Origin of the sequence: Aeromonas bestiarum (assembly GCF_028751155.1) — a bacterium.
GTDB lineage: Bacteria > Pseudomonadota > Gammaproteobacteria > Enterobacterales > Aeromonadaceae > Aeromonas > Aeromonas bestiarum.
Map to the genome: position 1 here is coordinate 3,488,331 of NZ_CP064746.1, position 24,220 is coordinate 3,512,550.

Here is a 24,220-nt window from a genome sequence, read left to right on the forward strand (position 1 = left end):
TCAAGTTGTGCACCGCAGTGCCCTGTCGTACCCTGTTCATCAACATTTCCCCGTTGAATTAATATGGCCATCACCCGTACCGACCTCGCTGAACTGGCAGTATTTGCCGCCGTCGCCCGTCACCAGAGTTTCAGCAAGGCCGCCCTCGAGCTCGGGGTGTCGGCTTCCGCCCTGAGCCACAGCCTGAAAGGGTTGGAGACCCGCCTGGGTGTCAGATTGCTCAATCGCAGCACCCGCGCCGTGGTGCCGACCGATGCGGGCCAGCGCCTGCTCGAACAGTTGCTGCCCACCCTGAACCACCTGCAGAGCGCCCTCGACGAACTGGCGCATCACAGCGACGAGCCGGTGGGGCGGCTGAAGATCAGTGCGCCACGGGGCGCCATCGATGAGCTGCTGGCCCCGGTGTTGATCGACTACATGGTGCGCTACCCGCGCATGCAGGTGGAAGTGGTGGAGCAGGAGCTGATGCCGCGCCTCATCGAGGATGGCTATGACGCAGCCCTCTTTTATGGCGACCTGCTGCCCAAGGAGATGATAGGTGTGCCGCTCGGGCCGCCCCAGCGCTATCTGGTGGTGGCAGCCCCCGCCTATCTGGCCAGGCACGGCACCCCGCAACACCCTCGCGAATTGTCGCGCCATGCCTGCATAGGTTACCGGTTGACCCCTTCCCACCACTACCGCTGGGCGTTTGCCGGGGAAGAGGGTTCCATGCTGGAGATAGAGGTGACCGGGCCCCTCACCACCAGCACGCCGGCACTCTATCTGGGGGCGGCAGAGGCGGGGCTGGGATTGGCGTATTGCCTGGAGGAGGAGGTGAGCAAGCAGCTGGCACAGGGAACACTGGTGAGCGTGCTGGAGCAGTGGTGCCCTACCTTCGTGGGATTTTCACTCTTTTATCCCAGCCGGCACCAGCTGGGCAGCGGCCTGCGCGCCCTGATAGACATGCTCAAGGCACACTATCAAACTCGATGATTGCTGAGTGTAACTCATCAATTCATCAAATAAAAACCGGATTATCAACAAAAAGGTATTAATCTAGACTGTCTGCTCGATAATCGAACTCCCCAAGAGAACAGATATGTCTGCTTACTTCATGTTGCGCCAACGGGCGATGACTCGCCGTTTCTGGGGCTATGCCCTCCCCTCCATCATGGCCATGCTGGTCTCCGGTGCCTACTACCTGGTCGATGGCATCTTCGTCGGCCACTACGTGGGCGCCGCCGGCCTTGCCGGCATCAACCTGGTCTATCCCGTCATCATGGTGTTGATCGGGCTCGCCGCCATGATCAGCATGGGGGCGGCCACCGCCATCTCCCTGCATCAGGGGGCAAAGAATATCCGGCTGGCCCGACAGGCGCTGGTCAATGCGTTCTGGCTGCTCGGGCTGCTCGGGGCCCTGGCGCCCTTGCTGCTTTACTACTGGCACATCGACATACTGCTGGCATTGGGGATTGAGCAAGGCACAGAGACCTGGAAACAGGCCAGTGACTACCTCACCTGGATCGGCGGCGGCACCCTGCTGCTGGCCTGCAACCTGGCGGTGCCCTACCTGCTGCGCAACGATGGCAAGCCAAGGCTGGCCATGATCCTGGTCAGCAGTGGCGCCATCCTCAACATAGTACTCAACTACCTCATGGTCGGCCGGCTGGGGCTGGGGCTGGTGGGCTCGGCTCAGGCGACGCTCATCACCGAGGGGATCGTCAGTCTGCTTGGCCTGGGTTATTTCTTTACCAGTCATGCCAAACTGCGCCTCTCATGGCGCCACATGGTGCCCAGTTTTCCGGCCATGCCCAACCTGCTGTTCACCGGTCTGCCGAGCCTGATCGCCCAGTTCAATCTGGGGCTGCTGCTGCTGCTGCACAACAGCCAGCTGATGGCGTATGGCGCAATCAAGGATCTGGCCGGCTTCACAGTGGCTGGTTACACCGAGGCCGTGTTCATCGTGATCCTGCAGGGTCTGGCCTTCGGCATCCAGCCGCTCATCAGCCAGGCGACGGGGGCCAAACGCCATCGGGATCTGAAATTCCTGATGGAGATGGGGCTCAAGATCACGCTCATCTATGGCATGGCGGTCTGGCTGCTGATCCAGCTGCTGCCGCGCCAGGTGGCCATGCTCTACATCGGCAATCAGGATGCCGAGCTGCTTGCCGCGGCCGTCAGCAGCCTGACCCTCAACCTCGGCGCCATTCCGCTGGAGGGGATCATCATGTTCGGCATAGTGTTGCTGCAGTCCATGGCCCGCACCAAGCAGGCGCTGATCATCTCGGCGGCCAAGACACTGCTGCTGTTGCCGCTGATCTTCCTGCTGCCGCTCTGGTGGGGCCGCGAGGGGGTGCTGATGGCCCAGCCCACCACAGTCTTGCTGCTGACCCTGCCGCTGTGCTGGTTGCTGTGGCGGGAGTGGCGTCGCCTCAAGCTGGCGTGCACACCCCAGCGTCCGCACCACGCCAAGCCGATCGGCGCCCGTCAGGGAGTCCAGCTGGCCCGCCGCGCCGGCTAGCCATTACGCAGACTCAAAGCCGGGTGGCGCGGGTGCGCACCCCGGGTTCTGCCATCGCCTGCTGGGCTGCCACCAGTTGCAGCTCGTAGGCGCCCGCCAGCCAGGTCTGGGCCAGCACCGCATCCACGCTGGCGTTGGTGCGCTCAAACGCCAGCACGGGATCATGTCCCGCCAGCAGATTGGCCAGCATGGTGGCACTGAGCAGATCCCCCACCCCTATGGGCTGACGATGAAATTCATAGAGCGGGCGCGAGATGTGAAACGCGCCCGCATCGCACACCAGCACCATCTCGAACCTGTCCAGGCTTAACCCGGCCCGCCCCAGATGCTTGACCATCACCAGCTTGATCCCCTGCTCGCGCAACTGCTGACAAGCCGCCAGCACCTCGGGCACATTGCTTATCTCGCGGCCGGTGAGCCGTTCCAGCTCCAGCAGATTGGGGGCCAGCATGTCGGCCTGGGGCAAGGCCCGGGTTTTAAAGAATTCGCTGACACCGGGTGCCACTATGCAACCCTTGTCGGGGTGACCCATCACGGGATCACAGAAATAGAGGGCGTTCGGATTGAGCGCCTTGAGGTGGGCCACCGCCGCCAGTATCTCCTCCCCCTGTTCGGCCGAGCCGAGATAGCCGCTCAAGAGCGCATCGCACTGCCCCAGCACGCCTATGTCGGCAAGCCCCGTCATCAGCTGGCGGATATGGCCGCCGGGCATCACAATCCCCTGCCAACCTTCGCTGTACTGGGTGTGGTTGGAGAACTGCACCGTGTTGACGGGCCACACCTCCATGCCCATGCGGCGCATGGGAAACACGGCGGCACCGTTGCCGGCGCAGCCGAACACCACGTGGGATTGAATGGAGAGAATTCGCTTCATGATGGCGACTCACGCAAAAATGGATAAAAAACACAGGGAAAAACGGGCCTCTCGGCCCGTTGTTGTCACTCTCGATTAACGCAGCACCTTGACGGTGTAGCTGCCATCGGCCTGACGATAGAGGCCGTGGATATCGGTCTCGAAGCCCGGGTAGTGAGCCCCGATCTCGCACAGCATCTCGAGGAACTCCAGCACCGGCAGCGAATCGCTGGTCACCATCTCGCCCGGCAGTACCAGCGGTACTCCCGGCGGGTAGGGCAGTATCATGTTGGCGCTGATGCGATCCACCATGTCACGCAACGGCACCTCTTCCAGATTGCCGGCCAGCTCCTGCTGCCAGGCAGCGTGCGGCGTCATCTTCATCTCAGGCAGCACGTCGAACGCCTTGAACATCAGCTCCGGCAGACGGTATTTGCAGGTCAGATCGTGGATGCTCTGGGCCAGCTCCTGAATGCGCATGCCTTCGTAGAAGCTCGGGTCTTCACGGTAGAGGCTCGGCAATATGCTCTTGATGGTCAGGTTCAGGTCATAGCCGCGCTTGAACTCGGTCAGGGCGCGCAGCAGCTGCATCGCCTTGGACTGATCGATACCGATGGAGAACAGGAACAGCATGTTGTAGGGGCCTGTCTTCTCCACCACTATGCCGCGCTCGTCCAGGAACTTGGAGACCAGAGAGGCAGGGATGCCGTTGTCCAGCAGCTTGCCATCACGACCCATGCCCGGCGTCAGCAGGGTGACCTTGATGGGGTCGAGGTACATGTGGTCATCGTCGATGCCGTTGAAACCGTGCCAGTCATCTTTCGGATCCAGCTTCCAGCACTCGACTGTGTCTATGTTGTCCGGCTGCCATACGTCGAAGAACCAGCCTTCGCTCTGATCACGCAGACGCTTGATCTCTTTGCGGAAGGAGACGGCGCGATCGATGGAGTCCTTGATCAGCCGCTTGCCGGTGTTGCCCCGCATCATGGCGGCGGAGATCTCGGTGGACGCCACTATGCCGTACTGCGGCGAGGTGGAGGTGTGCATCATGAAGGCTTCGTTGAAGGTCTCTTCCTCCACGTCACCCTTGATGTGGATCATTGAGGCCTGGGAGAAGGCCGCCAGTAGCTTGTGGGTGGACTGGGTTTCGTAGAACACCTTGCCCGGCATGGCGTCGCCGCTCATGCCGCACTTGCCTTCATAGATGGGGCTGAAGTTGGTGTAGGGCACCCAGGCACTGTCGAAGTGGATGTAGGGGGTATCCAGACTCTCCTTGATGAAGCCGGTGTTGTAGAGCAGGCCATCGTAGGTGGAGTTGGTGATCACGGCGTAACGTGGTGCCTGGGCGCCCGGGGTGGCGGCAACCTTGGCGGCAATGGTCTCGCGGCTGAACTCGCTCTGCGGTATGCCACCCAGAATGCCGTAGGCATTGCGGGTCGGACGGAAGTAGAGCGGGGTCACGTCACTCATCATCATCAGGTGAGTCAGGGACTTGTGACAGTTGCGATCCACCAGCACTGTGCTGCCGGCCGGCGCGGAATACATGCCGACTATCTTGTTGGCGGTGGAGGTGCCGTTGGTGACGATATAGGAGCGATCGGCGTTGAAGGTACGGGCGATGTACTCCTCGGCTTCCTTGTGCGGACCCGAGTGATCCAGCAGGGAACCCAGCTCCGGCATTGAGATGGAGACGTCCGCCTTGAAGGCGTTGGGGCCGTAGAAGTCATAGAAGATGCTGCCGGCCGGGCTCATCTGGAAGGCGGTACCACCCATGTGACCCGGGGTACAGAAGGTGTATTTACCCTCTTCCACGTACTTGAACAGCGCCTTGGTGAAGGGCGGCAGTATGGCGTCCTGATACTCCTGGGTAGCCTGGCCCATCTTGAGGGCGATGTCGTCGGCCATGCCGAGACGGTACTCGAAGAAGTGCACGTTCAGACGCAGGTCGGTCAGGTGAATGTCCAGGGTGGACTGGTCGTTGGCGAAGGCGAAGATCGGCAGCTTCTCGTTGCGATCGTGGATCTCCTTGCACAGGCCGAGGGAATATTTGTCCCAGTCGAAGATGGCGCCGCAGACGCGGGGGTTCTTCTCAATCAGCTTCAGCAGGTCGGCCACGTCGACCGGGTATACAACCTGAAAGCCTTTACGCTCGAGGGAGGCTTGCAGCTGGCGAATGGGTTCTTCTTTGAAGAACACGCCCAGGTGGTTGAGGATGGCAATGATATTCATCGTGATACTCCACACGTAGAGGGGCGCTCTCCATCAGGGATGGTGAGTGAAGAGCGCTCGGAAAAGGGAAACGGAATCAGTGGCTGGCTTGCTCTTTGAGCAGGGCGTCGTGTTGACGCAGGCCCTGTTTTTTGGCGTAGAACATCAGGATGATGAGCGACACCACGAAGGTGGCAGTGAGGTTGGAGCCCTGGGCGCCCATCAGGGCCACCAGACAGAAGACGCAGGCGACGCCGGAGAAGATCATGGTGCCTATGCTGCGGGAGGTCATGCCCTCGAAACGAATGAGGTTAATGCTGGAGTAGAAGTAAGGCAGCATGGTCAGCAGCACAGCATCCGTGGTCAGCACGTTGAACAGGTCGGCGGCGTGAGCGGACTGGGAGGTGAAGGCGGTCAGGCCGATCATCAGCGCAGTCATCTTGAGGGAGCCGAGGATCAACCCCTTCTTGGCGACGCCGTTCTTGTCCAGCTCGCCGTAGATCTTCGGGAAGTTGCCATCGTGGGCGGCGCGCTTGCCCGCCTCGCCCACCAGCATCATCCAGGAGCCCAGCGAAGTGAAACAGGCCAGGGCGGTGAAGGCGGAGACGAACGGCGCAGACCAGTTGCCGAAGATGGCGGAAGAGGCCATGGCAAAGGGGGCGCCGGAGGCTGCCACTTCACCGGCCGGGAACATGCCGCTGATCACCTGGGTGGAGAGTATGTAGATGACGCCGGCAATACCGGTACCCAGCATGGTGGCGAGCGGCACGGTACGTTTCGGGTTCTTCACCATGCCGGAAGAGACGGCGGCGGATTCAACACCCACGAAGGACCAGAGGCAGATCAGCACGGCGCTGATGACAGCATGCAGGTCGCTGCCGCTGGTGGTGTTCCAGTTCTGGCTGTAGACGCTGGTATCAAAATGTCCCCAGCCCATCACGGCGGTACCGACCACAGGCAGCAGGATCAGCACCAGCCCCAGGGTACAGAGGCGGCTCACCCAGCTGCCGCCAAGCAGGTTGACGAAGGTGAAGATCCAGACCGCCGCTATGGTAGCCAGGGCTGCCGGGATAGGGTTGTTGAGGATGGGGAAGAAGACCGACAGGTAGGAGACGCCGGTAATGGCGATGGCCAGGTTGCCAATCCAGTTGGCATGGTAATAGAGCACACCGGTCTGGAAGCCGAACACAGGAGAGATCTCGCCGGCGTAAGCGATGGGGCCACCCTCTTGCGGATTCTTGGTAGCGAGGCGGGCAAACACGAAGGCAAGGCCCATGGCGCCAACCAGACAGATGGCCCAGCTGAATACAGAGATGGAGCCGATAGTGGCCAGGGCCGAGGGCAGCAGCGCTATGCCGCTCCCCATCATGTTGCCGGCCACCACACCTGTACAGGCGATGAGGCCAATCTTCTTGCTCGTATCTAGGGACATAAGATCTCCGGGTCGATAAAAGGTCATCAAACACACGCTTGGCGGAGCGTCCCGCCAACGAATGGCCACAGACTAGGCCTCTGTGCCCCGGAAAACATAAAGACCCGCTAAGGGATAAAAACATGAGTGAACTTTTTTCACCCCGCGACATCAATCAATAAAAACCGATTAAAAACATAATGTTGGATGCAAGGCGCCAAGCCATCTTGATAAATCCTTGATATCCCCGCCCCCGCTTGAGAGGCCTGCCAGGCCTCATTCGATACACCTTGATATTTTTCATGATGCCCTTGCGGCCACGAGGTGCCCCATTCAACCCCCTTTGCCCTGAAACCTCGGCCAGGCCGCTGGTTGAAACCTCGCCATCCTCCCAGACCCGACTCGCCATGCGGAGCGGACGCCTCCCGGCAATGGCCGCCCTTGACTGGGTAATCCGAAGGGAGGGCAAGCATCAGGACGACACAGCCGCGAGCGGAATGAAGAAGGGAGCTGGCCCTGGATCGGCCATCTGCACAGGGGTAACAGCAGAACCCTGAGGGATAGACAAAGATGCCATGGCCCTGAGCCAGTGGCAGGGATAGGGACAGGAATAAAGAGAGCGGCTGGCCGCCAGGTCACCCAAGGCTGGTCATTGCCGGGCTGCGGCACACCAGACAGCACATAAGCAACAGGCTGCCCCAAGGCAGCCTGTCTGACTGAGCGCAACCTCTGCGATCAGCGAAGCGGCATGTTGCCACGCCTCAGAACAACTTCACCTTGCTCTGGCCCAGCGCGTTGAACAGGGCGGGAGTCAGGGTTTCCATGTTGCTGTAGAAACCGAGTCGCTGGCAGAGCAGATAGGTCTGCTCGGTCGCCTCCATCAGGAAGGCCTGACTGTAGGCATCCCCCGCCGCCTCGGGGCGGCCATCCAGCTCAGCCAGCTTGCCGAGCAGTATGTGATAGAGCACTGAGCGGCCCCGGCTGGCTGCCTGCGCCAGCAGGCGATTCGCCTGCTGCTGCTGGCCGTCCAGTATCGCCTGCAGGGTCAGCGCCTCCCATACCCGCGCCGGCAGCAGGCCGCCGTCCTGCACCAGACTGGCCAGATGGGTGCCTATCCCCTGCAGTCGCTCACTCTCGGACTGACCGGCCAGGGTTGCCAGCGCCTCTCCCGCCAGATAGCGCTCGGCCAGCAGCAGCGGCTGATCCGGTTGGCTTGCGAGGGACTTGTCGAGCAGATCGATGCCGCGCTTGAGCGCCACCGTATCCTGGCTGTTGGTGTAGTAGTGCGCCTCCATCATGGCCATCAGGGCGGCATCGTCGGTGGGCCAGCCCATGCCGGGCAAGGCGTCCGGCTGATCGAGGGCGCGCAGCAGATCCTGGCTGCTCGCCTGCAGCACGGCGTGGACGTTGTGGCGACTGAGCTGATACTGGTGGCTGAACAGCACACGGTTGGTGTTGATGTTGCGGTATTCCAGATCCAGATAGGTGCCGCCGGGCTGACGGGAAACCCGCACGCTCAGCTCCTTGCCGGGCAGTATGCCGCCCATCAGGGTATTGGCACCGTACTGCACCCGCAGCGGCGTGGCGGCCGCCACCTCCCCCATCAGGGCACGGGTGATGCCATCGGCCAGGCGCACGTTCTCGTTGTCACCCTCCATGCCGGAGTGAAAGCGAAATACCAGCAGGTTTGGATCCAGCATGGAGTGCACCTGGGGACTGGTGTGCTGGTAGCTGAGCAGGCTGACGATGGTGACCAGGATGACGGCCACGAAGATGTCGAAACTGATCATCTTCCAGCGGCTGCGGCCGTCCTGGGCCCGGGTCGAGATGGCGCGGGTCAGGGGGCCGGCCGGGAAGGGGGCCACACCACTGATCGCTTCCTCATCCTCGTCATCGGCAGGCGGGCTCAGGTCGGAGAGGGTCGAGTTGGCCGTCGGGGCTGACCGGGCATCCGCCATCACCACGGAAACCACCTGCAAAGGTTGCAATGGCCGTACCGGCGCCACCAGCTTGTAGCCACGCTTGGGCACTGTGATGATGTAGTCGGTCGCATCAAAGCGGCCATCTTTGAGGATCTTGCGCAGCTCGAAGATGGACTGAGTGACTACCTGATCGGTGACCTCGGCCCCGTCCCACACCTCGTTGATCAGGGAGTCGCGAGCAAACACTGTGCCGGCATTGCTCGCCAGAAACCGCAACAGATTGACCAGCCTGGGCTCGAGGTAGACCTCGCGATCGGGGCGACACAGCATGTTGTCGTCAACGCTCAGGGTCCAGTCATGGATCTCAAAAACCGATTCGCTCATGATTCACTCGCTGCAGATGAAGACGATGCACGATGAGAGTGACGCAAGACCAGAGGCGGGCGGAACCGGGAAAGCAGTGTCGCCGAAACAGTGAACATGCCTGAGGGTCAATCCTGTTTACGTCTGAAGGGCATCCTTGCGGGTATTCCAATCGGGCCGATCGGAAGCGGTCACTTTAAGCAAAACGGGAGCGGGATCCCACTTTTTTTGGCCACTAACCGCCGCTCAGTTGATCCGACACGGGGGTTTTCGGCAAACATCGTGCCAACTGGTATCCATATGAAGAGTATTTATCCCGGCCCCAAAAAAGAAGGCCCCCGCAGTGCGGGGGCCTTCTGGCATGTAGGAATGAAGCCGGTGCTTAGCAGTAGCCGTAGCCCATCAGGCGCTGGTAGCGCTGCTCCAGCAGCTGATCGGTCTCGAGCGGACGCAAGGCGTTCAGATCCTGCTGGATGCGATCCTTCAGGCGCTTGGCCATCAGCTCCACATTGCGGTGGGCACCGCCGAGGGGCTCCTCGACTATGCTGTCGATGAGTTTCAGCTCCTTCAGGCGCTGGGCCGTGATGCCCATGGCATCGGCGGCGACCGGTGCCTTGTCGGCGCTCTTCCACAGGATGGAGGCGCAACCTTCCGGCGAGATGACGGAGTAGGTGGAGTATTGCAGCATGTTGACGCGATCCCCCACACCGATAGCCAGGGCGCCGCCCGAGCCGCCTTCACCGATTACTGTGCAGACCACGGGCACGGTCAGACCGGCCATGACCTTCAGGTTGCGGGCGATGGCTTCGGACTGGCCACGCTCCTCGGCACCCACGCCGGGGTAAGCGCCCGGGGTGTCGATGAAGGTGATGATCGGCATCTTGAAGCGCTCGGCCATCTCCATCAGGCGCAGGGCCTTGCGGTATCCTTCCGGACGCGGCATGCCGAAGTTGCGCTTGATCTTCTCCTTGGTCTCGCGACCCTTCTGCTGACCAATCACCATCACGGGTTCGCCGTCGAGACGGGCGATGCCGCCGACGATGGCCTTGTCATCCGCATAGGCGCGATCGCCAGCCAGCTCGTCGAAGTCGGTGAAGATGTGCTCGATATAATCGAGGGTGTAAGGACGCTGAGGATGACGCGCCATCTGGGATACCTGCCAGGCCCCCAGATCGCCGAAGATCTTCTTGGTCAGCTCTTCGTTTTTCTTCTCCAGCCGGCGAATGTCTTCATTGAGATCGACAGCACTGTTGTGCTCACTCACATGACGGAGTTCATCAATCTGCGCCTGCAACTCGGCAATTGGCTGTTCAAAATCCAGAAAAAGACTCATAGGGCCTATAGATCCTCTAATCAAAAACCAATTCAACCCGCTCTCGTCCAAGCAGGACTCGCAAGTCATCTATCAGTTGATCGGTGGGCGTCACCCGCCACTCGGTACCGAGCGTCAATCGCACCCGGGAGCCGGGGCGACGATAGTTTACCTGAACCGGACAGACTCCGGCACGGGCGGGTTCCAAAATCTCGCACAAACGCGGGAAAAAGCGATCATCAATCCGCTGTTCATCGAGGGAGATGCGGATTGCCCTGGCAAAACGCTCCCTCGCATCGTTGATATCCAGTAATTCACGGGCCGACATTTTAAGGCCACCGGAGAAGTCATCAAAGCTGACCTGTCCAGAAACCACCAAAATACGGTCTTTTTGCATCAATTCTTCATATTTTTCCAGCGCCTCACTGAACAGAGTCACATCCAGACGGCCGGATCTGTCGTCCAGGGTGAAGATCCCCATCTTGTTGCCGCGCTTGGTCACCATGCTGCGGGCCGCGATCACCAGCCCAGCCGCCGTGGTGACGGTATCGCGGGAGGTGGGGTGCAGATCGCACAGGCGACCCGAGGTGTAGCGACGCAATTCGCCGCTGTACTGGTTGATGGGGTGGCCGGTCAGGTAAAGGCCGAGCGTCTCGCGCTCCCCTTCCAGCCAGATCTTGTCAGGCCAGTGCGGCACGTTGGCGAACGCTTTCTTGACGTCGTCAATCTCCTGGGTCAAGACACCAAACATGTCGACCTGGCCTACCGCCTGCGCCTTGGCGTGCTGCTCGGCGGCACGCATCGCCTCCTCCAGCGTCGCCATCAGGGCGGCGCGGTGCGGGCCGAGCCTGTCCATGGCGCCGGAGAGAACGAGCTTTTCCATCACCCGCTTGTTGATCTTCTTGATGTCGACCCGGTTGCAAAAGTCGAACAGATCGCGGAAGGGCCCGTCCTGATCCCGGGCGCTGAGAATGGCATCGATGGGGCCTTCCCCCACCCCTTTCACGGCCCCGATACCGTAAACGATGTGGCCGTCTTCGTTGACGCTGAAGCGGTAACGACCGGTATTCACGTCCGGCGGTATGACGGTGAGCCCCATCCGCTGGCACTCGTCCACCAGGGTCACTATCTTGTCGGTGTTGTCCATGTCGGCGGTCATCACCGCCGCCATGAACTCGGCCGGGAAGTGGGTCTTGAGCCAGAGCGTCTGGTAGGAGACCAGCGCATAGGCGGCGGAGTGGGATTTGTTGAAGCCGTAGCCCGCAAACTTCTCCACCAGATCGAAGATCTTCACCGCCAGTTCGCCGTCGACGCCGTTCTTGACGGCGCCTTCCTCGAAGCCGGAGCGCTGCTTGGCCATCTCGGCCGGGTTCTTCTTGCCCATGGCCCGGCGCAGCATGTCCGCCCCACCGAGGGTATAGCCAGCCAGCACCTGGGCTATCTGCATCACCTGCTCCTGATAGAGGATGATGCCGTAGGTGGGCTCAAGGATTGGTTTGAGGCTCTCGTGCTGCCACTTCTCGTCCGGGTAGGAGATGGCCTCCTTGCCGTGCTTGCGCTCGATGAAGTTGTCCACCATGCCCGACTGGAGCGGGCCCGGCCGGAACAGGGCCACCAGGGCTATCATGTCCTCGAAGCAGTCAGGCTGCAGCCGCTTGATGAGGTCCTTCATGCCGCGGGATTCGAGCTGGAATACCGCCGTGGTCTCGAACCGCTGCAGCAGGTCGAACGACTTCTTGTCGTGGATCGGGATGGCGGCGATGTCGACCGGCGGCTTGCCCTCCTTGGCCAGGCGCGGGTTTATCATGCCGAGCGCCCAGTCGATGATGGTCAGGGTACGCAGCCCCAGGAAGTCGAACTTCACCAGGCCGGCGTATTCCACGTCGTTCTTGTCGAACTGGGTGACAGGGTGATTGCCGGAGTCATCGCAATAGAGCGGCGCGAAGTCGGTGATCTTGGTCGGCGCTATCACCACGCCACCGGCGTGCTTGCCGGCGTTGCGCACCACCCCTTCCAGCCGGCGGGCCATGTCGATGAGGTCCTTGACCTCCTCGTCCTGCTCGTAGAGCTCGGGCAGCTTGGGCTCGGCCTCGAACGCCTTGGCGAGCGTCATGCCCGGATCCGGCGGTATCAGCTTGGAGATGCGATCGACGAAGCCGTAGGCGTGGCCCAGCACCCGGCCCACGTCCCGCACCACCGCCTTGGCCGCCATGCTGCCGAAGGTGATGATCTGGGAGACCGCATCCCGGCCATACATCTCGGAGACGTGCTCGATCACCTCGTCCCGTCTGTCCATGCAGAAGTCGACGTCGAAGTCGGGCATGGAGACCCGCTCGGGGTTGAGGAAGCGTTCGAACAGCAGGTCAAATTCCAGCGGATCGAGATCGGTGATCTTGAGGGCGTAGGCCACGAGCGAACCCGCACCCGAGCCCCGGCCCGGCCCGACGGGGATACCGTTGTCCTTGGACCACTGGATAAACTCCATCACGATGAGGAAGTAACCCGGGAAGCCCATCTGGTTGATCACCTTGAGCTCTATGTCGAGGCGCTCGTCGTACTCGCCGCGCTTGGCGACGCGAACCTCGGGATCAGGGAACAGGAAGGCGAGCCTGTCCTCCAGCCCCTCCTTGGACTTCATTACCAGGAAGTCTTCGGTGGTCATGTCGCCGGTCGGGAAGTTCGGCAGGAAGTATTCACCCAGGCGCACCGTCACGTTGCAGCGCTTGGCGATCTCCACCGTGTTCTCCAGCGCCTCCGGGATGTCGGCGAACAGCTCGGCCATCTCCTCCTGGCTGCGCAGGTACTGCTGCGGGCTGTAGCGGCGCGGCCGGCGCTTGTCCATCAGGGTGTAGCCATCGTGGATGGCAACCCGGATCTCGTGGGCGTCGAAGTCTTCGGCGTTGAGGAACACCACCTCGTTGGTCGCCACCACCGGCAGCTCGAACTCGGTGGCGATGGCCACCGCCATGTGCAGATAGACCTCTTCGTCGGGTCGACCGGTGCGCAGCAGATCCAGGTAGTAGGCGTCGGGGAAGTGGGTCCGGTAGAAGGCGAGGCACGACTCCGTCATCTGCCGGTTGCCCTTGAGCAGGAACTTGCCCACATCCCCCTCGCGCCCGCCCGAGAGCACTATCACGCCCTTGGCGTGATCGGCGAGCCAGGCCCTGTCGATGACGGGACGCCCCTGCACGTGGCCGCGCTGATAGCCGCGGGAGATGAGCAGGGTAATGTTCTGGTAGCCATCGTTGTCCATGGCCAGCAGGGTGAGGCGGAACTGCTCGTCGCCCAGCTCTTCGCTCTGCACCCAGAAGTCGGCCCCGACGATGGGCTTGATGCCCTTGCCGTGGGCGGCGCCGTAGAAGCGCACCAGGCCGCACATGTTCATCTGGTCGGTCAGCGCCAGCGCCGGCATGTTGTTGGCCGCTGCCGCCCCGACTATGGGAGCAATCTTCTGCAGGCCATCGACCATGGAGAAGTCGGAGTGGACCCGCAGGTGGATAAAACGGGGTTCAGCCATCGTCATACCCTCTCGTTGCACAGAGTGGCGTGCATGTCGTGATGCCGGCAGCTCTGCATGGTTTACTCGATCCCCAGTGCACGGCGCACCGGTTTGAAACTCTGCCGATACTCGGGCAAGGGGCCGCGCTCGGCAAGGATGGCAAGGTGCTCAGGGGTCGGATAGCCCTTGTGACGGGCGAAACCATACTCGGGATGACGGCTGTCCAGCTCGGTCATCTCGGCGTCGCGGGTCACCTTGGCCAGAATCGAGGCGGCGCTGATGGCGGCCACCAGACTATCCCCCTTGACCACGGCGCGCGCCTCCATCGGCAAGCTTGGGCAGCGGTTGCCATCGATAAAGACCAGATCTGGGGTGATGGGCAAGCCCGCCACGGCGCGCTGCATCGCCCGCATGGTGGCGTGCAGTATGTTGAGCTCGTCTATCTCCTCGGGCGTGGCACGACCTATGGCCCAGGCCAGCGCCTTGGCCTTGATCTCGTCAAACAGCGCCAGCCGTTTCTTCTCGGAGAGCTTCTTGGAGTCTGCCAGCCCGACAATGGGGTTGGCGGGATCCAGGATCACGGCGGCCGTGACCACGTCACCCACCAGGGGGCCACGCCCCACCTCGTCCACACCGGCAACCAGCCTGTCTTCGGGAATATCGATCATCATCTTGCAGCCTTGAATCAAAACAGGCCCCGCAGGGCCTGACATGGGGTCGATTAGCACAGCCCAATCGGCCGCCCGGAAATATTATCTGCCGAGCAGGTCGGCCACCGCATCGGCGGCCTGCACATCGGCGTTGCAGCGAATGCGCTGGTGCAGCCGGGTGAAGGTGGCGATGAGCTCGCGGTTGTCGTGTTCCAGCAGCTTGCTGACCTCTTCCACCAGATTGTCCGGGGTGCACTCGTGCTGGATCAGCTCGGGCACCAGCATCTGGTCGGCCAGCAGGTTGGGCAGGGACACATAGGCGGTCTTCACCAGCCGCTGGGCCAGCCAGTAACTGAAGGGTTTGAGCTTGTAACCCACCACCATGGGCTTTTTCACCAGCATGGCTTCCAGCGCGGCGGTACCGGAGGCGAGCAGCACGGCATCGGCGGCTATCATAGCCTCGCGCCCCTGCCCCTCCAGCAGCACCATGTCGAGATCCGGCGCCAGCTCGGCCTTGATGGCCATGAATTGCTCGCGCCGTTTGTCGTTGACCAGCGGCACTATGAAGCCGAGATCCGGGTAACGCACCGTCAGCCGCTTGCAGGCCTCGAGAAATACCGGTGACATGAAGCCCACCTCGGCGCTGCGACTGCCCGGCAGCACAGCCAGCCAGCGCCGGCTCGGGTCAATGCCCAGCGCCTGGCGCACCCCGGCCTGATCCGGCACCAGCGGAATATCGTCCGCCATGGTGTGGCCAACAAAGCGGCAAGGGGCGTCGAAGCGGTCGTAGAAGGCTTTCTCGAACGGCAGGAAGGCGAGCACCATGTCGGTGGCGGCCTTGATCTTGTGAATGCGGTTCTGACGCCAGGCCCAGACCGAGGGGCTGACGTAGTGAACCGTCTTGATACCGGCGCGGCGCAGTTTCAGCTCCACCCCGATATTGAAATCCGGTGCATCCACCCCGACGAAGATGTCGGGCGGATTGGCGATAAAATGGCGCAGCAGTTCGCGGCGGACCTTGAGGATGCGGGGCAGACGGCCAAGCACCTCTGTGATCCCCATGACGGAAAGCTCTTCCATCTCGAACAGGGCCTTGACGCCCAGAGCCTGCATCCGTGGCCCGGCGATCCCTTCAAACTGCGCATCCGGATAGCGGCGCTGCAGTTCACGCACCAGCCCGGCGGCCAGGATGTCGCCGGAGGTCTCTCCGGCGACGATACCGATGCGAACGGGATCAGGCACGGATGATCCCGCGCTCGTTGTCCTTGAGGAAATCCACGTAGAGCTGAACGGCCGGTTCGCTGGCCGCCATCTCGATCAGCACGGGCAATACCTCTTCGATGGTCTTGCCGGAGCGGAAGATCTCCTTGTAGGCACGCTTGACGGCCGAGATGGCCTCAGGGCTATAGCCGCGACGACGCAGGCCTTCGGAGTTGACCCCGAACGGCTTGGCATAGTTGCCGGCCGCCATCACGTAGGGCGGCACATCCTTGTTCAGGGCGGCGCAGCCACCGACGAAGGCGTGGGAGCCAACCCGACCAAACTGGTGGATCGCGGAGAGACCGCCAAAGATCACGAAATCGCCGATCACCACGTGGCCCGCCAGGGTCGCGTTGTTGGCGAAGATGCAGTTGTCACCGATGATGCAGTCATGGGCCACGTGCACGTTGACCATGAAGAGGTTACCACTGCCCACCCTGGTCAGGGACTGATCCTGGATGGTGCCGCGGTGCACTGTGCAGTTCTCGCGAAAGACGTTGTTGTCGCCGATCTCGAGGAAGGTGCGCTCGCCGGCGTACTTCTTGTCCTGGCAATCCTCACCTATGGAGGTGTGCTGGAAGATCTTGTTGCCACGACCTATCTTGGTCGGGCCCTTGATCACCACATGGGAGCCTATCCAAGTGTTTTCGCCGATTTCAACCTCGGCGCCGATGACAGAAAAGGGGCCGATTTCAGCCCCTTTACCGATCACGGCAGACTCATGGACGATGGCGGTATCGTGAATGATGGCAGTCTGGTCGATCACGTGTATTAAACCTCGCGTTTGGCGCACATCAGCTCGGCGGTACAGACCACTTCACCATCGACGGTGGCGACACCGGTGAACTTGGCGATACCGCGGCGCTCTTTCAGGAACACCACGTCGAGCACCAGCTGATCGCCGGGGCCGACCGGACGCTTGAAACGAGCGTTATCGATTGAGGCAAAGTAATAGAGTTCGTTGGGGGACGGCTTGCCCACCATGGTGAACGCCAGGATACCGGTGGCCTGCGCCATGGCTTCCAGGATCAGTACGCCAGGGAACACCGGCTTGGCCGGGAAGTGCCCCTGGAAGATCGGCTCGTTGAACGAGACGTTCTTGATGGCGCGCAGGGTCTTGCGCTCATCGCTGATCTCGTAGCTTTCCACCCTGTCCACCATCAGGAAGGGATAACGGTGGGGCAGCAGATCCATGATTTCCTGGATACCCAGGCTCTTCTTTTCAGTAGTCAAAACAGTACCCTATACCAATCGTGATTATTCTTGATCCAGCTTCTTCTCAAGCTTGCTCAACCGCTTGTGCATCTCTTCGATACGCATCACCCGGGCGGCGGTCTTGCGCCACTCTTTATTGGTTTGCAGGGGGATGCCGGAAGAGTAGACACCGGGCTCGGTAATGGGTCGCATCACCATGGCCATGCCGGTAATGGTGGCCTGATCGCAGATCTCCATGTGCCCGTTAAAGACGGAGGCGCCGCCAATGATACAGTATTTGCCGACCTTGAGACTACCAGCCATCACGGTTGAGCCCGCCACGGCGGTGCCGTAACCGATCTCGACGTTGTGGGCGATCTGGCACTGGTTGTCGATGATGACGTTATCCGCGATGCGGGTATCTTCCAGCGCACCCCGGTCTATGGTGGTGCAGGCTCCGATCTCGACCCGGTTGCCTATGGTCACGCCACCGAGCTGGGGGATCTTGATCCACTCGCCACGCTCATTGGCATAACCGAACCCATCGGCGCCGATCACTGTGCCGGCTTGAACCAGACAGTCGGTGCCCATGGTGATGTTGTGATACAGGGTGACGTTGGCCCACAACCGGGAGCGTGCTCCCAGTCGGGTATTCTTGCCAACAAAACAGCCTGGACCTATGCGCACGTCATCCCCCAGCACGACGCCGGATTCAATCACCGCATTGGCCCCGATGGCCACTCTCTCGCCCAGTTGCACGTCGGCCGCTATGACGGCGCTCGGATGTATATCCGTGGCCGGTTGCGGCGTGGTGTCCAGCAGTTGGGCTACCCGGGCAAACCCCACATAGGGGTCTTTGATCACCAGGGCATTGGTGGGACAAAAAGGCAAATCCGCTTCTGTAATGAGCACGGCCGTGGCCTCGCTCTGCTCCAGATAATGCCGGTACTTTTTATTGGACAGGAAGGTGATATCCCCCTCCCCGGCCTTTTCCAGTGTCGCTACCTTGCGGATTTCCAGGGTTCCGTCGCCATGGACCTGGGCCCCCAGTTGCTGGGCCAGCTGTGCGAGAGTGAATGCCATCAATTAGTTGCTCTTGCTTACCTGAGAAATAACCTGGGCAGAGATGTCCAGCTTGCTGGCGGCATACGGGGCGGCATTGCGCTCCAGCACCAGATCATAACCATTGCTCTTGGCGATGGAATCGATGGCAGCCTGTACCTTGGTCAGGATCTTGCCGCGCTCTTCGGACTGACGGCGACCGTTGTCCTGTTCGAACGCCTGACGCTTCTGGTTGAACTCCATCTGCAGCTTGGCCAGTTTCTCCTGGTTCTGCTTCTTCTGCTCGGCGCTCATGAAGGCTTCGTCCTTCTTGAACTTCTCGACCAGCGCCTGACCGTCGGATTCCAGCTTCTGCAGCTCACGCATGCGCGGCTCGAATTCACCTTTCAGCTTCTTGGAGACTGCTTCACGCTGGGGCAGCTTTTGGAATACTTCGCCCATGTCGACCACGGCGATCTTGGTCTCGGCCAAGGCGGAGCCCATGCCGGCAGCCATCAGTGCAAAACTCAAACCAGCTACTTTCAACGCTTTATTCACACTTACTCCTTGTTCCCTCATGTGAGGGCTACCTGATTTACCTGATTATGCAAGTGGTACCCGGACCGACTTGTTACCTGGTGAGGCACGCAAGCTGCGCGTCCCATCATTGAATACCCCCACCGCCTGGGTGGGGGTGCGTCCGTCCTTAGAAGGTGCGGCCGATGTTGAATGAGAAGAACTCGGTGCGATCGCCCTCGTACTGCTTGAGCGGACGGGCAATCGCGAACACCAGGGGTCCCATGGGGGAGAGCCACTGCAGCGACAGACCGGCCGAGGCGCGGTAGTTGGTCGGATCCGAATAATCGCTCAGATAGTTGCAACCACTGAAGCAGCGGTTCTGGTACTGGGCATAGTCGAAGGTAGTATCCCAAACGGAACCTGCGTCGATGAAGAAGCTGGTACGCAGCTGGGGCTGATAGGTCTCTGACGCGAACGGCGTCGGCACTATCATCTCGAGGGACGCCACCGCCAGGGCGTTGCCGCCCACAGAGCTGTCGGTGCCCTGGATGACATCGTTGCCGCTCAGGTTGTAGTAGTAGAGCGCCTTCGGACCCACGGTATTGCTCTTGAAGCCGCGCAGGGTATCGAAACCACCGGCGAAGTAGTTCTCGAAGAACGGCAGTACGTGGTCATAGTTGCCGTTGCTGCCGTAACCGTTGCCGTAGGAGGCACGGGCCTTGGCCATCAGCACCCACTTGTGATCCGCATCGAACGGGAAGTAGTGCGCATCTTCGGCGTTCAGCTTGAAGTACTGCAGATCCATGCCCGGCACCGTCACCTTGGCATTCACACGCTGACGGTCACCGGCGGTCGGGAACATGCCCTTGTTGAGGGTGGAACGGGTCCAGCCGGCGGTGACGTCGACGGTGTTGAACACCATGCGGTTGTCGCCATCCTTGTTCTTGCTGTACACCTTCCAGAACTCATCCACCTGCAGATAGGGGTTGGGCTGGGACAGCTTGTTGTTCTCAAGGCCGAGGCTGAAGTCGAGGCGGTTGTTCTCGTTGACCGGGAAGCCACTGGAGAGGCGGAAGCCGACTGTGGTGTTCTCGTAGTCGACTATGTTGGCGTCGGCCGCACTGAACTGGTTGTAGTAGAGACGACCACCCAGGCTGACTCCGTCCACGGTGAAGTAGGGATCGTTGTAGCTGAGGTCGACGCTCTTGGAGTACTTGTTGGTACTGGCGGAGATGCCGATCTTCTTGCCGGTCCCCATGAAGTTGTCCTGCTGCAGGCCCGCCTGCAGACTCAGGCCCGATTCGGTACCATAGCCCACGCCGGCATTGATGGAGCCCGCTGGCTGCTCCTTGACCTTGAAGTCGAGATCGACCTGGTCATCGCTGCCCGGCACCCGCTTGGTGTCCACTTCCGCGGTTTCGAAGTAACCGAGGCGGTTGAGACGGGTCTTGGACTGCTCGACGCTGTCGGAGGAGAGCCAGGTGCCTTCCATCTGACGCATCTCGCGACGCAGCACTTCATCCTTGGTGGTGACGTTGCCGCTGAAGTTGATGTTGCGCACATAGACACGGGGACCCGGCTCTATGTTGACGATCAGCTCCACTTCCTTGGTCTTGTCATTGACCTGGGGGAAGGTGACCACTTTCGGGTAGGCGTAGCCGTAACGGCCGAGGAACTTGGAGAGCACCTCTTCGGTATGGGTGACCTGGCTGGCGGAGTAGATGCTGCCGGCTTCGATAGGGATCAAGCCCTTCATCTCGCCGCCACGATCTATCATGTCGCCCTTGAGCTGAACGCCGGAGACCTTGTACTGATCCCCTTCCTTGACGTTCAGGGTCACGTAGACGCCCTTCTTGTCCGGGGTCATGGAGACCTGGGTCGACTCCTGGGCGAAGCGGATGTAGCCGCGATCCATGTAATAGGAGCGCAGGGTCTCGATGTCACCGGCCAGTTTCTGCTTCTGGTAACGCTGATCACCGGTGAAGTTCCACCAGGGCACATCGTCCTTGAGGGAGAGCTGGGCCAGCAGTTTCTCTTCCGGGAAGACATTGTTGCCGACTATGTTGATCTGCTGGATCTTGGCCGCTTCCCCTTCCACGAAGGTGAATTTGAGGTCGACCCGGTTGCGTGGCAGCGGGGTGACGATGGCCTTGACCCTGGCGGAGTATTTGCCCACGCCGTAGTAGAAATCTTCCAGCCCCTTCTCGAGGGAGCTCAGTACGGTGCGATCCAGGGGATCACCCACCCGGATACCCGAGGACTCCAGGCTCTGGGTCAGCTGCTCTTCCTTGATATCCTTGTTGCCTGAAAACTCGATGCTGGAGATGGTCGGCCGCTCCTTGACCGCCACTTGCAGCACCTGACCGTCACGGTAAACCTTCACGTCCTCGAAGTTGCCGGAGGAGTAGAGCTTCTTGATGGCGTTGGCCAGGGTCACGGAATCGACGGTATCGCCAACCCGGATCGGCAGGTTCAACAGGGCGGCACCCAGCGTCACTCGCTGCAAGCCGTCGACCTGGATATCTTGCACCACAAAAGAGGCAGGGGCCGCCTGGGCCAGGAAACTGGCACCCAGCAGGCAACTCAACACCAATGCTTTTTTAACAGCCATTTTGTTCTTATGTGTCCTTGTTGATGCTCTGGCCTCAGAGGCGAGCGAAATCATTAAACAGCGCAATGCCCATCAGTAACATCAGAATGGCGGCGCCGATCCTGAAACCCACTTCCTGAATTTTTTCTGATACCGGCTTGCCGGTGACCGCCTCGATGAGGAAGTAGACCAGATGGCCACCGTCCAGCACCGGCAGGGGAAACAGGTTGATGATCCCCAGGTTGACGCTGATCAGCGCCAGAAAGCCGAGGAAATAGACCAGACCGTAATCGGCACTGCTGCCTGCGCCCTTGGCAATGGAGATGGGGCCGCTCAGATTATCCAGCGAGACGATGCCACCAATCAGCTTGCCAATCATGTCAAAGGTCAGTGTGGTCAGGCTCCAGGTCTTCTGGGCTCCCTGCCACAGGGCTTGCAAAGGCCCATACTGTAACAGAATTCGATACTCATCCGGTAATGGAACCAGTTGCGGTGACAGGCCGACAAAGCCGACCAGCTGACCCCGCACTTTTTTCACATCCGGGGTCAGGGTCAGGGTCAGTTCGCTGCCCGCCCGCTCCACCACCAGTTGCAGTGGCTGCTCCGGAGACTGCTGCACCTGGAGCACGAACTGGGCCCACTCGGTGACTTCCTGCTCACCCACCCGCTTGATGCGATCACCGACCAAGATGCCGGCCTTCTCGCTGGCACTCTTGGGCACTATGGCCTCGACCACGGGCAACACCTTGCCGCCGAGGGGCACTATCCCCAGGCTGCCGATGGGTGACTCCTTGTCCGGGTCAAACTGCCAGCCGGCCAGCTGGAGAGTCTTGTCCACCGCATAGCTGGTGTTGGCTGGCTTCAGCTTGAGCTGCACGGCATCATCGCCCAGGTGGCTGATGAGGGCATAGGTCACGCTCTCCCAGTCACCGGTCGCCTTGTCGCCGACACCGACGATTTCCATGCCGGGTTCGATCCCGGCCGCCGCCACTATGGAGGCGGGGCGCACCTCCCCCACCACGGGTTTGACGGCAGGAACGCCGATCATGAACATCAGCCAGAGGGCAAACAGGGCAAACACGAAGTTCGCCATGGGGCCCGCCGCCACTATGGCCATGCGTGCCCAGACACTCTTGTGGTTGAAGGCATGCTGCTCATCACCGGGTTTGAGCTCATCGACCCGGCCATCCAGCATCTTGACGTAGCCGCCGAGCGGGATCAGCGCCAGCACATACTCGGTGCCATCCTTGCCGACCCGGCGCCAGATGGCCTTGCCAAAACCGATGGAGAAGCGCTCGACCTTGACGCCACAGCGGCGGGCCACCCAGAAGTGGCCGAATTCATGAACCGCAACCAGCAGCCCGAGGGCGACGATAAAGGCACCTATGTTCCACAACACGCCGCCCATCAGCCGATCACCTCGATATCATACCCATTCGAACAACTGAAAGAGGCAGTCATCAAGGCATGTTTGTCATTCCACAGCACAGCACTCATCAGTCAGCCACCTCGATTTCATGCATGGTCCGATACCCGAAGGCAAGGATGAAGGCAGCACAATGCCACGAAATACCACTCATCAGCTAAGCTCCTCAATCAAATTGTGAGCACGGGCACGGGCCGCACCATCCAGCGCAATCAAATCATCCAGTGAGCCCACGGCGGAACTGCCCAGCGCCGTCATGATGGCCTCATTGACTCTGGCAATATCCATAAAACCGATCCGCTCTGCAAGGAAAGCCGCAACGGCCTCTTCATTGGCGGCATTGAGCGCCGTGGTCGCCGCCTGCCCTTGCTGGCAGGCGCTCATGGCCAGCGCCAGGCAGGGATAACGCTCATAATCGGGCCGGATAAAGCTGAATTCTCCGACACTGAAGAAATCCAAAGGTTCCACCCCAGACTCAACACGAGCCGGATAGGCCAGCGCGTGGGCTATGGGGGTGCACATGTCCGGATTACCAAGCTGGGCCAACACTGAGCCATCCTTGTACTGCACCATGGAGTGGATGACGGACTGGGGATGGATCACCACCTGGATCTGCTCGGGCGCCGCATTGAACAGCCAGCGCGCCTCTATGTACTCCAGCCCCTTGTTGATCATGGTGGCGGAGTCCACCGAGATCTTGGCCCCCATGGACCAGTTCGGGTGGGCGATCGCCTGGGCCGGCGTGACCCGCGCCAGTTCCTGAATGTCGGTATAGCGGAACGGGCCGCCGGAGCCGGTCAACAGTATCTTGCTGATGCCCGCTTCTGCCAGGGAGCAGAAACCGGGCTGACGCTGAATGGCTTCGGGCAGGCACTGGAAAATCGCGTTGTGCTCGCTGTCGATGGGCAGCAGCTCGGCGCCATGCTCGCGCACCGCCTCCATGAAGAAAGCGCCGGACATCACCAGCGCCTCCTTGTTGGCCAGCAGGATGCGCTTGCCGGCACGCACCGCTGCCATGGTGGGCGCCAGGCCCGCAGCACCGACGATGGCCGCCATCACGCTGTGAACATCGGGATGGGCTGCCACCTCGCACAGGGCGGCCTGACCGGACAGTACCCGGGTCACACTGCCATGGGCCTTGAGCCGGCCAGCCAGCATGGCGGCCGCGTCTTCATCCACCATGACGGCGAAACGGGGGGAGAATTCGAGACAATCGCGCAGCATGGCATCCACGCTGCGGGCCGCCGTCAGCGCCAGAACTTGCCAACGGCCCGGATTCTGCCGCAGTACCTTGAGGGTGCTCTGACCGATGGAGCCAGAAGCTCCCAGGATCACCAGGTTATGCATCAACACTCCCGACTTGCTAACGAATGAATGGAGCCGAAAGCCTTCAAGATCATCAGACTATGCATCAAGACTCCTGAACGAGTAACAGACTGACGGAGCCGGATGCTCCCGGGATCATCAGCGAG

Annotated in this window: 17 protein-coding genes; 2 read left to right on the top strand and 15 right to left on the bottom strand. The window is 60.9% G+C overall.

What is annotated here, in order from left to right:
• Positions 1–63: 63 nt before the first annotated feature.
• The gene (locus tag IU367_RS16080) at positions 64–972 is read left to right on the top strand and encodes a LysR family transcriptional regulator (protein WP_274452435.1); all 909 of its coding nucleotides are present in this window, start codon (positions 64–66) and stop codon (positions 970–972) included.
• 106 nt (positions 973–1,078) lie between these two features.
• On the top strand, positions 1,079–2,500 hold the full coding sequence (locus IU367_RS16085; protein ID WP_241279217.1) for an MATE family efflux transporter: 1,422 nt from the start codon (positions 1,079–1,081) through the stop codon (positions 2,498–2,500).
• 13 nt (positions 2,501–2,513) lie between these two features.
• Here IU367_RS16085 and pdxY read toward each other — a convergent pair whose 3' ends face one another.
• The 15 genes from pdxY to ispC form a co-directional block, all read right to left on the bottom strand.
• Positions 2,514–3,374, bottom strand: coding sequence for a pyridoxal kinase PdxY (pdxY, locus tag IU367_RS16090; protein ID WP_274452436.1), 861 nt, complete (start codon positions 3,372–3,374; stop codon positions 2,514–2,516).
• Between the two features lie 75 nt (positions 3,375–3,449).
• Positions 3,450–5,582 (bottom strand): lysine decarboxylase CadA, encoded by a 2,133-nt coding sequence (locus IU367_RS16095; protein ID WP_274452437.1) that lies wholly within the window; start codon positions 5,580–5,582, stop codon positions 3,450–3,452.
• 76 nt (positions 5,583–5,658) lie between these two features.
• Positions 5,659–6,993, bottom strand: coding sequence for a cadaverine/lysine antiporter (gene cadB / locus IU367_RS16100; protein ID WP_043554782.1), 1,335 nt, complete (start codon positions 6,991–6,993; stop codon positions 5,659–5,661).
• 740 nt (positions 6,994–7,733) lie between these two features.
• Positions 7,734–9,278 carry a lysine decarboxylation/transport transcriptional activator CadC gene (cadC, locus tag IU367_RS16105; RefSeq protein ID WP_241279214.1) on the bottom strand — a complete coding sequence of 515 codons (1,545 nt, stop codon included), beginning with the start codon at positions 9,276–9,278 and terminating at the stop codon, positions 7,734–7,736.
• 361 nt (positions 9,279–9,639) lie between these two features.
• A complete protein-coding gene (gene accA / locus IU367_RS16110) occupies positions 9,640–10,590 on the bottom strand; it encodes an acetyl-CoA carboxylase carboxyl transferase subunit alpha (RefSeq protein WP_042867203.1) in 951 nt (316 codons plus the stop codon).
• A 16-nt stretch (positions 10,591–10,606) separates the two neighbouring features.
• The gene (gene dnaE, locus IU367_RS16115; protein WP_043134772.1) at positions 10,607–14,086 is read right to left on the bottom strand and encodes a DNA polymerase III subunit alpha; all 3,480 of its coding nucleotides are present in this window, start codon (positions 14,084–14,086) and stop codon (positions 10,607–10,609) included.
• 62 nt (positions 14,087–14,148) lie between these two features.
• Complete coding sequence (gene rnhB / locus IU367_RS16120; protein WP_274452438.1) at positions 14,149–14,739, bottom strand: ribonuclease HII; 591 nt, start codon at positions 14,737–14,739, stop codon at positions 14,149–14,151.
• An 81-nt stretch (positions 14,740–14,820) separates the two neighbouring features.
• The gene (lpxB, locus tag IU367_RS16125) at positions 14,821–15,960 is read right to left on the bottom strand and encodes a lipid-A-disaccharide synthase (RefSeq protein WP_274452439.1); all 1,140 of its coding nucleotides are present in this window, start codon (positions 15,958–15,960) and stop codon (positions 14,821–14,823) included.
• Positions 15,953–16,744, bottom strand: a complete 792-nt coding sequence (lpxA, locus tag IU367_RS16130) for an acyl-ACP--UDP-N-acetylglucosamine O-acyltransferase (RefSeq protein ID WP_241279211.1) — start codon at positions 16,742–16,744, stop codon at positions 15,953–15,955. The genes lpxB and lpxA overlap by 8 nt, the downstream gene beginning before the upstream one ends.
• A gap of 5 nt (positions 16,745–16,749) precedes the next feature.
• Positions 16,750–17,211 (bottom strand): 3-hydroxyacyl-ACP dehydratase FabZ, encoded by a 462-nt coding sequence (gene fabZ, locus IU367_RS16135; protein WP_274452441.1) that lies wholly within the window; start codon positions 17,209–17,211, stop codon positions 16,750–16,752.
• A gap of 24 nt (positions 17,212–17,235) precedes the next feature.
• Entirely contained in the window at positions 17,236–18,255 is a 1,020-nt protein-coding gene (gene lpxD, locus IU367_RS16140; RefSeq protein ID WP_274452442.1) for a UDP-3-O-(3-hydroxymyristoyl)glucosamine N-acyltransferase, read from the bottom strand.
• 3 nt (positions 18,256–18,258) lie between these two features.
• Positions 18,259–18,771, bottom strand: coding sequence for an OmpH/Skp family outer membrane protein (locus IU367_RS16145; RefSeq protein WP_042867201.1), 513 nt, complete (start codon positions 18,769–18,771; stop codon positions 18,259–18,261).
• Between the two features lie 148 nt (positions 18,772–18,919).
• Positions 18,920–21,343, bottom strand: a complete 2,424-nt coding sequence (gene bamA / locus IU367_RS16150) for an outer membrane protein assembly factor BamA (RefSeq protein ID WP_043554778.1) — start codon at positions 21,341–21,343, stop codon at positions 18,920–18,922.
• Between the two features lie 34 nt (positions 21,344–21,377).
• Positions 21,378–22,730 carry a sigma E protease regulator RseP gene (gene rseP, locus IU367_RS16155; RefSeq protein WP_043134487.1) on the bottom strand — a complete coding sequence of 451 codons (1,353 nt, stop codon included), beginning with the start codon at positions 22,728–22,730 and terminating at the stop codon, positions 21,378–21,380.
• Between the two features lie 171 nt (positions 22,731–22,901).
• A complete protein-coding gene (ispC, locus tag IU367_RS16160) occupies positions 22,902–24,095 on the bottom strand; it encodes a 1-deoxy-D-xylulose-5-phosphate reductoisomerase (protein WP_274452443.1) in 1,194 nt (397 codons plus the stop codon).
• Between the last annotated feature and the right edge of the window lie 125 nt (positions 24,096–24,220).